This is a genomic window from Nocardiopsis sp. TNDT3 (genome assembly GCF_003427465.1).
GTDB lineage: Bacteria > Actinomycetota > Actinomycetes > Streptosporangiales > Streptosporangiaceae > Nocardiopsis > Nocardiopsis dassonvillei.
Genome location: NZ_QPFC01001269.1, coordinates 1 through 1600 on the forward strand (window position 1 = coordinate 1; position 1600 = coordinate 1600).

The window sequence follows — 1600 nt, forward strand, 5'->3', positions numbered from 1 at the left end:
TTCCTCCCCCGGCGCGGGGCGCCCCGGCCGGGGGAGGAAGGGGCGTGAACGTCACCGGTGCGCCGACACCTGCTCCTCTGGGCGACGTGAGCGGTAATCCCGCCTTGGCCCTCCGTGGCACCGGGTGCCCCGTCCGGAAAGGCGGAGCTTTCCTGCCCGAAGCACGGCGGAAACACGGGGCGCGTACCGTCGCCTCGCATCCGCAGCCACTGAGGAGCCTCCATGCGCCAGGGAACCGGGACCGACGGCCGCGACGACCCCCCGTCAGCGGGATCCGGCGGCGCCCGCTGCCCGGTCGCCCTCCCCCCGCGCGGGGACACCGGCGCCGACACGCCCTGGGACGCGCTGCGCGACCGCCACGGCGGCCTGGTCCCGGTCGAGGTGGGCCCGGGTGTGCCGGGATGGCTCCTGCTCGGCTACCGGGAGAACCTCCAGGCGCTGCGCGACCACACCCTCTTCTCCGCCGACCCGCGCCCGTGGGGCGCCGAGGACGCCGCGCCCGCCCGCAGCGCCGCCCTGGCCCGCGACGGCGAGGAGCACCGGCGGCTGCGCGCGGCCGTCGTCGACACCCTGGCCAGGGCGGACACGCCCCGTCTGGTCCCCGTGGTCGAACGCGCCGCCGTGCACCTGCTCGGCCGGGTCGCGGCCGACGGCGCCGCCGACCTCATCGGCGGGTTCGCCGCCCCGCTGCCCGCCCTGGTCCTCAACGAGCTCTTCGGACTGCCCGACGCCTACGGCCGCCTGCTGGCCGACCTGGCCCCGCGGCTGTGGAGCGGCGAACCCGACCGGGCCGGTCCCGCCGCCACCGCGGTCCGCTCCTACTTCGCGGGCCTGGTCGCGCGCAAACGCGCCGACCCCGGACAGGACATGGCCAGCTGGCTGCTCGCCCACCCCGCCGGGCTCACCGACGACGAGGCGGCGGGGGCGCTGGCGCTGCTGTGGGAGTCCGGGCACGAGCCCACCACCCACCTGATCGGCAACGCCCTGCTCCGGCTGCTGGAGGACCCGGGCGTGTGGACCGCCTACCTGGGCGGCACCCTCACCCCCGAGGACTTCATCGACTACGTGATGTGGACCGACTCCCCGATCCGGGTGCTCGGCGGGCGCTACCCGGTCGAGGACCTGAGCTTCTCCGGGGCTCGCGTCCGCAGGGGCGAGCCGCTGCTGCTGGGGTTGGCCTCCGCGCACACCGACCCGTCGGTGGCCCGCGGCGACGACGCGATGGCTCGGGCCGGAGACCGCTCCCACCTGTCCTGGGGCGCGGGCGCGCACCGCTGCCCCGCCACCGGCCTCACCCGCGAGCTGGCGCGCACCGCCATCGACACCGCCGTGGACCGGCTGCGCGGCATGGTCCTGGCTGTCGAGCCCGAGGAGCTGCGCTGGCGCGCGTCCCTGGCCGTGCACGGTCTGGAGGAGCTGCCGGTGTGGTTCACCGCCACCGGGGAGCGCGCCGGGTCCGACGCGCCGGTGCGCGAGCGCGCCCCGGCCCCGGTGACGCGGCGTCTGCGCAGGAAGCGCGGGCCCGCCCCGCGCGGGGCGCGCTACCAGGCGCCCCTGGCGGGTGAGGACGGCGAGCGGGCACGGGAGGAGCGGCCCGCGC

General features: G+C 77.8%; 1 protein-coding gene. It reads left to right on the forward strand.

Features of this window, described 5'->3' with window-relative positions; all coding sequences use genetic code 11:
- Positions 1–222: 222 nt before the first annotated feature.
- Positions 223–1600 (forward strand): cytochrome P450 (locus tag DQW06_RS26690; protein WP_157983622.1); only part of this gene is annotated, 1378 nt, incomplete at its 3' end.